This is a genomic window from Psychrobacter sp. ASPA161_9, assembly GCF_051970275.1.
Classification (GTDB): Bacteria; Pseudomonadota; Gammaproteobacteria; order Pseudomonadales; family Moraxellaceae; genus Psychrobacter.
In genome coordinates this window covers 21,358-31,424 of the sequence record NZ_JBEFNI010000015.1, presented here as the reverse complement: position 1 = coordinate 31,424, position 10,067 = coordinate 21,358, and the positions used below count along the sequence as shown (strand labels likewise).

Here is a 10,067-nt window from a genome sequence, read left to right as displayed (position 1 = left end):
TTACGAAGCCGCGCACCTGATGTCCGGTATTCTTATCGTTATAGGCATGATTATGGTGGCGCTGATTGCCAGTGTGAATAGGTTGAATCAGCGTTGATCACAAGTTTGAATCAGCGTTGATGAATTGCTTTTACAACCTAATCACTATTCGATTTAGCGACTTTCATTTGAGCGCTTAATACTGTCTGGACTCGCCTCATAAATCACATCCAACTCATCCTCTGTTAGATATTTTTCAACGACAGGGAAGAGTTCACGTTCTTCAAAACGCACATGGTCATATAGCAGGTTAGCAAGTTGTCTAACTTGCTGCACAGTGACGGTATCACTTTTATTTTCTTGAGATGCTTCTATGTCTGCTGTTAGTTCATGCAACAGCTTATGCTGCGTAGTCAATGTATCGAGTATGGATGCGACCTCAGGCTGAGTAGATTGATGAGGTAGTAAAGCTGCAACGATTAGATTGTCTTCAATCTGGAAATGATGACGCATATCGCTCATATAAGAGGATAGTGCTTGCCAATGTTCAGCGATCTGTTCAGGATTATCAGCGCACTCTTTGGCGTGGCGTCCAATATGGAGACCGAGGTGATGTTGACGCGATAAGGGCTGTAGTTGATGGGCACGTTTCATAGTTAGATACCTTAATCATTAGTTATTAATCATTAATCCTAAACAAATCGAAAGATTCTCATTCATTATTTTTGCGCAACGTCACTCTATATTTAATTATACATTCAATCCTATATCCAACTATATACTAATCTAGCTCTTATTAGAGACGAGATATTAAGTTGATGCATTTGACTATCTATAAATGGTAAGGATACAAACCTACCCTTCACATTGCTAGTATATTTCTATACAATACCGACCGTACGGTTTCTTTACTGTGTAGTTCATCAGTTTATTCTTACTAACTCATGCTTAATCAAGAAGATATGCTTGATTTGAACAGGTATCCTAAATATGAGTCCTATCGCTATTGCCTACGGTTACCTAGCCATTGCCATCATTTGTGAAGTGATTGGCACGACCTTTTTAGTAAAGTCAGAGCAGTTTACGCGTTTGGTGCCGACCCTGATTATGGGAGTGCTTTATGCCATCTCATTTTATTTGTTGACCCAAACCATCAAGACCATACCGCTTGGTATTGCTTATGCGCTGTGGGGTGGATTGGGTATCGTTTTGACTTCGCTTGTGGGCATCGTGTTATTTAAGCAAAGCCTTGATACAGCAGCGGTAGTGGGCATTGCGATGATTGTTGGCGGTGTCATTGTAATGAACTTACTGTCTAATTCTGTGGTGCACTGACAGGTAGGTAAAAATGAACATGGAAATAAAAATGGAAACAGAAAACGCTTATAAACGTAAAAAACAGCCAGAAGTAGTGCGTCGTGCGCTGCTAGATCAGGCGGCACGAATCACGTTAGAGCAGGGGCTGTCAAAGGTAACTTTTCAAGCCGTTGCTGATGCGGTCGGGGTGACCAAAGGTGGCGTGATGCATCACTTTACTACTAAGAATGCGCTCATCCTTGAAGTGTTTCATGACGCCATGGCCAAGTTTGAGGCAGAAGTGAATCAAGCTATGGCGGGAGACCCTGTGCGTTATGGCTCTTTCACCCGCGCTTATATCGATGCCACGATTAGCTTAGGCGAAAAAGGGCAGGAAGAGTTTGATAATCAAGCCACTTTATATGTATTGATGCTGGGTGATAGCGAGCTACGTCAGCTGTGGGCCGATTGGTCAAATGAGCAATTAAAGAAGCATGAAGCAACCGATAATACCGAAACCTTGTGTATGGTGCGTTTGGTCGCTGATGGGATTTGGCTCTCTGATTTTTCAGGAATTAATATATCGGACAAAAAATCATTACGCGCGCGTTTGATAAAAATGACGCAACCTGAGAATGATTAAAACGCCGCTCTCAAATAACTCAAGAAAGAAACCTTAAGAAAGAACCATATAAATTTTATTTTTTAAAACTTAAACAATGACGAAATTATTCGGTATTAACTTTTTTACAAAGCTTGTATCAATCGTCGACAGGAGAACTCATGACAGATTCAAAGACAAACCCAAACCCAAATCTAAATAACTTAACAGACATTATCGATTTAGAACAAGTACAAACCGCCTATATTAATGGTCGCTATCTGGCTGTCGATGACTCGTTAACTACTTTTGAAGATATTAATCCAGCGACGGGTAAAGTGCTGGCAACCATTCAGCAAACGACTGCTGAGCAGATTAATGAAGCCGTTATTGCGGCGCAAAAAGGTCAAAAAGTTTGGGCAGCGATGACGCCAGTTGAACGTAGTCGTATTCTATTAAACGCAGTAGCCATACTGCGCGAACGCAATGATGTGCTGGCGTTACTTGAGACCAAAGACACAGGTAAAGCTTACTCTGAGACCAAATATGTCGATATCGTCACTGGTGCCGATGTCATTGAGTATTATGCAGGTCTTGCACCGATGATTGAAGGTCGTCAGATTCCGCTGCGTGATACCAGCTTTGTCTATACCCGTCAGGAGCCACTTGGCGTGGTCGCCGGAATTGGCGCGTGGAATTATCCGATTCAAATCGCGATGTGGAAGGCTGCACCAGCATTAGCCGCTGGTAATGCAATGATTTTTAAACCATCAGAAGTCACGCCATTAACCGCCTTAAAACTGGCGGAAATATTTACCGAAGCGGGCTTGCCAGATGGCGTCTTTAACGTCGTGCAAGGTAATTATGAAGTGGGCGAAGCATTAACCCAGCATCCTGATATCGCCAAAGTATCGTTTACTGGCGGCGTTCCGACTGGTAAAAAAGTCATGTCGAGTGCAGCATCATCGTCTCTTAAAGACGTGACCTTAGAGCTTGGTGGTAAGTCGCCATTGATTATATTTGAAGATGCCGATATCGATACCGCTGCTGATATCGCCATGATGGCGAACTTCTATAGCAGCGGTCAGGTTTGTACCAATGGCACGCGTGTGTTTATCCCTAAAGCGCTACAAGCCAAGTTTGAAGAGGCTATCTTAACGCGTGTTGAGCGTATCAAATTGGGCGATCCAATGGATGAAAATATCAATATGGGTCCAATGGTCAGCTTTACGCATATGGAAAGAGTACTTGGCTATATCGAGCAAGGTAAAAAGGGTGGCGCGCGTCTATTAACTGGCGGCGAACGTATCACCTCAGGCGAACTTGCCAACGGTGCGTTTGTCGCACCGACTGTGTTTACGGATTGCAGCGATGATATGACTATCGTACGTGAGGAAATCTTTGGCCCAGTGATGTCGATATTGACTTATGAGACCGAAGAAGAAGTCATTCGCCGTGCCAATGATACCGAGTACGGCTTGGCAGCAGGGGTGGTAACCGCTGATTTGACTCGCGCACATCGAGTGATTGGTCAGATTGAAGCCGGTATTTGCTGGTTAAATACTTGGGGTGAATCACCTGCGCAAATGCCAGTTGGTGGTTATAAGCATTCGGGTATTGGCCGTGAGAATGGTATTGAAGCTCTTGAGCACTATACACAGACCAAATCTATTCAAGTAGAGTTGGGCGCGTTTGAGTCTGTATTTTAATAATTTGTATTGAGAAGATTCTTAATCAGTAAGATTGATTCATTTGGGCTAATTTGTCCTTTTGATTCAATCTTACTGATATTAAATGATTTATTTTCAATATTATGGAGCATTTTATGACAACAATCACACCTGAGTATGACTACATCATTGTTGGTGCAGGCTCAGCAGGAAACGTGCTGGCCACGCGCTTGACCGAAGATGCCAACATTAAGGTGTTGCTGTTAGAGGCGGGTCGTCCAGACCATCGCTTAGACTTTCGCACCCAGATGCCAGCGGCGCTCGCGATGCCGTTGCAAGGCACCACTTATAACTGGGGATACAAAACCGATCCCGAGCCGAATATGAATAATCGCGTGATGGACTGCGGTCGCGGTAAAGGGCTTGGTGGCTCATCGTTGATTAACGGTATGTGCTATATCCGTGGCAATGCGCTCGATTTTGACGATTGGGCGAAAATCAAAGGCTTAGAAGATTGGACTTATTCAGACTGTCTGCCTTACTTTAAAAAGCTAGAAAACTGCGACGCTGGCGAAAACGATTATCATGGCGTGGGTGGTCCGGTTGAGATGACCACTTCAAAGCCTGGAGTCAATCCGCTGTTTGAAGCGATGATTGAAGCGGGCGTGCAAGCTGGCTATCCAAGCACGGATGATCTAAATGGTTATCAGCAAGAAGGATTTGGGCCAATGGATCGCTTTGTGACACCTAATGGTCGCCGCGCATCAACGGCGCGTGGTTATCTTGACCGTGCCAAACCGCGTAGCAATATCACCATTTTGACTGGCGCATTGACTGATGTGATTCTCTTTGATGGCAAACGCGCTGTCGGTGTCAAAGTAGAACACCAAGGTCAAACCAAAAAATTCTACGCGTCTCGTGAAGTGATTGTCTCATCGGGCGCGATTGCTTCACCGCAACTGTTGCAGCGTTCAGGTATTGGTCCTGGTCAATGGCTTAAAGATGTAGGCGTGACTGAGGTTTTAGATTTGCCGGGCGTGGGAAGTAATCTACAAGACCATTTAGAGCTGTATATGCAGTACGAATGTAAGCTACCAGTCTCAATTGCGCCTGCCAATAAATGGTGGAATAAGCCAGCGATTGGTGCTGAATGGTTGTTTATGGGGACAGGACTTGGTGCATCAAACCAATTTGAAGGTGGCGGCTTTATCCGTACCGATGAGAAGTTTACCCATCCTAATATCCAGTATCATTTCCTGCCGTTAGCGGTGCGTTATGATGGCCGCAGTGCGGTGAACTCTCATAGTTTCCAAGCACACGTCGGCTCATTACGCTCGCCAAGTCGTGGCCGTGTCAAGCTAACCTCAAAAGACCCAAGCGCGCATCCAAGTATCTTATTTAACTATATGTCTCATGATCAAGACTGGCAAGAGTTCCGCGCTGCCATGCGTATCACTCGTGAGATTATGCATCAGCCAGCGCTTGATCCTTATCGTGGACGTGCTATTGCGCCGACCGATGATTTGGTGACCGATGCTCAGTTGGATGAATATGTACGTAACCACAGTGAGACGGCTTATCATCCTTCTTGTACTTGTCCAATGGGCGAAGGTAATGATTCGGTGGTCAATGGAGAAGGGCTAGTGCACGGTATTAGTGGCTTGCGAGTCGTTGATGCGTCTATCATGCCAAATATAATTAGTGGTAATCTTAACGCGACTACGATTATGCTCGCCGAAAAAATCGTTGATAAAATGCGCGGTGTGCAGCTGCCACGCTCAACGGCAGACTATTATGTCGCCAATGGCGCACCGCTCAGAGCGGAGCCGATGCGCGATTATAGTTCTGTTGGATAAACGACTGTATAAGCTATTGGATAATAAATAATATAAGACGATTTCAAGTAAGAAGGCCTTTCACAGTAAAGGTCTTTTTTATCAGCGCTCATGTTAAGCAGATGAAGCCTTTATAGCTGCCTCTGTTTATCGTTTGCTTTGCTATTTTTCTAACAGTTTAAAGGTAGCAAATTTTATTCATTGGTACTGCTTTGTGCGTCATGCGGTTATTTATATGTCATGCGGTTATCAGTCATAAGGTTATGACGGACAAAGCAATATCAGACCCTGTTTAATTTACCTATTGAGGTCTTTTATGTACAGCTCGCCATCAAAAGATGCGACGAAACCCCTGACTCTAAATAAGACGGTTTTTTTAGGTTCAGCTATTATTTCTATTTTATTAATCATCTGGACGATTGCGTTTCCAGATTATAGTGAGGCATTATTAAGCTCAAGTATGGCATGGGTATCAGAGAGTTTTGGCTGGTATTACATGTTGGTAGTTGCCGCTTATAGTATATTTGCATTATTTGTTGGCTTCTCCAAGTATGGTGATATCAAGCTTGGTCAAGATCATGAAAAAGCTCAGTTTCCCTTTTTAGCGTGGGCCGCGATGCTGTTCTCTGCTGGTATCGGCATTGATTTATTGTTCTTTGGTGCGTCTGAGCCGTTGATGCATTATCTAACGCCGCATACTGGGCTCGAGCCTGCCAGTGAGGCGGCCATGCGTGAAGCACTTGCTCAGACCTTTTTACATTGGGGTCTACATGGCTGGGGCATTTATGCGCTAATCGGGATGGCATTGGCGTACTTTGCTTATCGTAAAAACATGCCATTAGCTTTGCGTTCACCGTTGACACCTATCTTTGGCGAGCGATTAATTAAGGGCTGGCTTGGTGATGGTATTGATACCTTTGGTGTCGTCTGTACGCTGATGGGTATTGCGACCAGCTTAGGCATTGGGGTATTACAGGCCAATGCTGGATTGACCCATGTCTTTGGTATTGAATCCAGTAAAATGGTGCAGACTTTCATCATTGTGGGCGTGGTTGCTGCCGCAGCTATCTCTGCGATGACTGGTGTTGAAAAAGGCGTACGCCGTTTATCCGAATTCAACATGCTCTCTTCGATATTGCTATTAATCGCGATATTAGTGATGGGTAATACAGTTTATTTGCTCAATACCTTTACCCAAAGTATTGGTCAATACTTCCAAACCATTATCTACAAAACCTTTGATGTGTATGCCTATGACGGTACTGCTGGTGCCGATTGGAAATCAGGCTGGACGATATTTTTCTGGGCATGGTGGGTCGCTTGGGCACCTTTTGTAGGCTTGTTTATCGCGCGTATTAGCCGTGGTCGTACCCTGCGTGAGTTTGTGTTCGGCGTGATGTTTATCCCACTTGGTTTCATTTTTGCATGGTTCTCTATCTTTGGTAATTCAGCGATAGACTTGGTCGCCAATGGGGCAACCGAGCTTGGTGAAATCGCTGTTAATGATGCGGCGATGGGCATGTTTGCCTTGTTTGAGTATTTTCCTTACAGTGATGTTTTGTCGTTCGCTGGCGTGGTTATCGGGCTAGTATTCTTTGTGACTTCAGCTGACTCAGGTGCTTTAGTATTGGCGAACCTAAGCTCAAGAGGCATGACCAATGATACCGACGCACCAGTTTGGTTGCGTCTGTTTTGGGCAGCGGCAACGGGTTTGATTACTTTGGGTCTACTGTTCGCTGGTGGCTTTGCGTCATTACAGTCAGTATCTGTGATAGCCGGCTTGCCTTTCTCACTTATCCTTGTGCTCTATATGATGGCTATGTGGAAGTCATTAAAAGAAGAGGGCAATAAACGTAAAGCCAGTACTGTTGGCACCGCAAACGTGCTTGATAGCGGTAAGAGCTGGAAAGCGCGTTTACAACGTATTGTTAGCTTCCCTGGACATGCGCAAGTTGAACGGTTTTTGCAAAATGTGGTAAGACCTGCAATGACTGAAGTTGAAAATGAACTTAAAGCTGGCGGTCTAAAAACGTCTTTGGATATCCGTAACCCTGCACATATCGGGCAAGATATAGATGAAGGCATGGATGAGAGTAGCGGTCAAATAGATGGTCTAAAATTACGAGTTGGACATGGTGATGAAGATGACTTTATTTATGAAGTTAATTTGATCAAAGCTGAGCGTCCTAATTTCACGCTCAATACCTCAACCAAGCACGCAGAATACTATTATCGTGCTGAAGTGTTCTTAAGTGATGGCTCGCAAGAGTACGATTTGGTTGGCTACTCCAAAGAGCAAGTGCTGGTCGATATCTTAAATCAGTACGAGCGCCATTTGCAGTATCTACATTTAGAGCGTTAATGAATTTATCAAACGCTATAATATTGCGTGACAATGATATTAAGTAATAGGTTTTAAATGTTCAAATAAAAATATCGTAAGAGGTGACCCCATAAGTTAAATGCAGCTTATGGGGTTTTTTATTGAAAAAAATAAATAGGGATAGAGTAAAATCTATACAGACAAGTTCTAAAGTCTAGTTAGTGAAAATTAATATCGATATATCACGTACTGCTGGTATAAGTTTTTCTTGCTTGCTGTGCCTACGCAGACAGAGGCTGCAAAAAAATTATACCAGCATTACCGTAGCATTTTTAAGGTAATTTGACTATATAAGCAAAGGATAAATTTGTGACCACACTCAAGTACATCGCTCATTACTCTGAGCAAATTCAAACCCAAGCGGCACTGCTCATTAGTGATGGTAGGCTAGGAGAGTACCTAGAAAACAAGTACCCTAATCAGCACCAAGTACAAAGCGATAAAGCACTTTATCAATACATAAATGATATAAAAAACCAATCTATGCGCAAGATTGGTCAGTTATCGAACGTCAGTTACAGTAGCAAGTTAAAAGTCCTCAAGCATGCACTGGGCATTCATACTACCCAGTCTCGTGTACAAGGCAGTAAGCTAAAATCGCATAACAGTATTACGGTGGCGAGCTTGTTTCAGGAAGCACCACCTGAGTTTTTACGCATGATTGTCGTGCATGAATTGGCACATTTTAAAGAGCATGAGCATAATAAGGCTTTTTATCAATTGTGCTGTCACATGGAGCCAGATTATCATCAGTTTGAGTTGGACACACGCTTGTGGTTACATTGGCGAGAGCTGTGATTTGGCTAATGATATTAAGCTAAAAGTCTGATAATACTTAGATTCAACCATAGTTTGCCCTTCGCTAAATTCCGATTATTATCTTGACAAGCCTTGGTTAATAACCTATAAGAGTTGTAGAGTATAGGTGTTTTCTCATAAGTGTTCTTTTCAAGTCCTGAGTGACCAAAACCAATATTCATATCAAGGGATATAATCTACTACCCTGACATTTAATCGAATCTACCTGTACTAATTAGTATTACAATTTCTAGGCAGTTAATGCCCATATATTGACATTCATTGACGGCTAATGTATTCAATCCCCTATAAAAGAGTAACAGCGTTAACCTCGCTTGAAGTATCACATAACCATCTGCACTCGGTTGCCTTGACTCTCTTTTAAATTGAATCAACTATAAGCCAGTATTGTCAACCTGACCTCACCCGCGCACGTGAATATTTTGCTATTTTAAGTTAATTGCCTGTCTAACAGGACGATTGACTAACGATTCAGCGATGTGTGTCGCGCTGGGCCTATAAAAAGGTGTTCGACGGAATGACGACTTTATCTAATAGAACTACAACACAACAGACTGCTACAGACTCAGGACATCAATTTGATGCCAACCGTCATTGGGCGGCATTTTTAACGTTGGGATTTGGTGCTCACGCTGAAGCTGAGACTAGCATTACCCGCATGAATATAGCCCGCCATTATGGTCCCTTGCGTGTCCAAAGACCGTTCTATCCTGAAGGTCGCGATGGTTGCTGTCACGTTTATCTGCTGCATCCGCCTGGTGGTATTGCTAGTGGCGATGCACTCAATATAGATGTCACTGTGGCGGCAAACGCCCATACTTTGTTAACGACGCCTGCTGCCAATAAGCTTTATAAAGCCGACAGTAATGGCGTTGCTTGGAACCAGCATACCCATCTAAAAATTGCTAATGACGCTACTTTAGAATGGCTACCACAAGAAACGCTGGCTTTTAACGGCTCTCGTGGTGAGCAGACCATCATCATTGATTTAGAAGACAACGCCAAGTGCTTGGGGTGGGAGATTCTCGGTCTTGGCCGTCCTGCCAGCAAGCTACCTTTCGTCAGTGGCCGTCTCGAACAGCGCTTTCATCTCACCCGTAATGGCCGCCCGTTATGGATAGAACGCCAATGCATAGACCCAGATCATCCAAGATTTGCTGGCATGTGGGGGCAGGGCGGTGCCACCGTCCATGCGACATTATGGGCGGTTGGATTGGACGATCCGCTAGAGGTCATCACTGCACTACGTGAGCATATACCCGCTGCCAATCATTGGGCAGTTACCTATCGTCGCGGCGTATTGCTGCTACGCTATTTAGGCGTTGAGCGTAACGAAGCTTGGGATATATTCCAGCAAGCGCGAGAAGTACTGCGTCCGCGATTGACCGGACACAAAGCCATCACACCACGAATTTGGTTGACTTAACGATTGGTGACTGAGCTTTTGCTTAAGTGCTGACAAACGATTCTATCTGTCTATTTAT

Annotated in this window: 8 protein-coding genes; 7 read left to right on the top strand and 1 reads right to left on the bottom strand. The window is 44.0% G+C overall.

Annotated features, from left to right (window positions below; all coding sequences use genetic code 11):
• Positions 1-153: 153 nt before the first annotated feature.
• Entirely contained in the window at positions 154-633 is a 480-nt protein-coding gene (locus ACTQ9S_RS13585) for a hemerythrin domain-containing protein (protein ID WP_440455244.1), read from the bottom strand.
• 336 nt (positions 634-969) lie between these two features.
• On the opposite strand from ACTQ9S_RS13585, the gene ACTQ9S_RS13580 reads away from it, so the two are divergent.
• The 7 genes from ACTQ9S_RS13580 (at position 970) to ACTQ9S_RS13550 (ending at position 10,009) form a co-directional block, all read left to right on the top strand.
• On the top strand, positions 970-1,314 hold the full coding sequence (locus ACTQ9S_RS13580; protein ID WP_068328974.1) for a DMT family transporter: 345 nt from the start codon (positions 970-972) through the stop codon (positions 1,312-1,314).
• Between the two features lie 31 nt (positions 1,315-1,345).
• The gene (locus ACTQ9S_RS13575) at positions 1,346-1,918 is read left to right on the top strand and encodes a TetR/AcrR family transcriptional regulator (RefSeq protein WP_068037190.1); all 573 of its coding nucleotides are present in this window, start codon (positions 1,346-1,348) and stop codon (positions 1,916-1,918) included.
• A gap of 140 nt (positions 1,919-2,058) precedes the next feature.
• Positions 2,059-3,585, top strand: a complete 1,527-nt coding sequence (gene betB, locus ACTQ9S_RS13570) for a betaine-aldehyde dehydrogenase (protein ID WP_440455243.1) — start codon at positions 2,059-2,061, stop codon at positions 3,583-3,585.
• 116 nt (positions 3,586-3,701) lie between these two features.
• Complete coding sequence (gene betA / locus ACTQ9S_RS13565) at positions 3,702-5,402, top strand: choline dehydrogenase (protein ID WP_440455242.1); 1,701 nt, start codon at positions 3,702-3,704, stop codon at positions 5,400-5,402.
• Between the two features lie 295 nt (positions 5,403-5,697).
• Entirely contained in the window at positions 5,698-7,743 is a 2,046-nt protein-coding gene (gene betT / locus ACTQ9S_RS13560; protein ID WP_068328966.1) for a choline BCCT transporter BetT, read from the top strand.
• 330 nt (positions 7,744-8,073) lie between these two features.
• A complete protein-coding gene (locus ACTQ9S_RS13555; RefSeq protein ID WP_068328964.1) occupies positions 8,074-8,562 on the top strand; it encodes a M48 metallopeptidase family protein in 489 nt (162 codons plus the stop codon).
• 538 nt (positions 8,563-9,100) lie between these two features.
• A complete protein-coding gene (locus ACTQ9S_RS13550) occupies positions 9,101-10,009 on the top strand; it encodes an urease accessory protein UreD (protein WP_440455241.1) in 909 nt (302 codons plus the stop codon).
• The last annotated feature ends 58 nt before the right edge of the window (positions 10,010-10,067 follow it).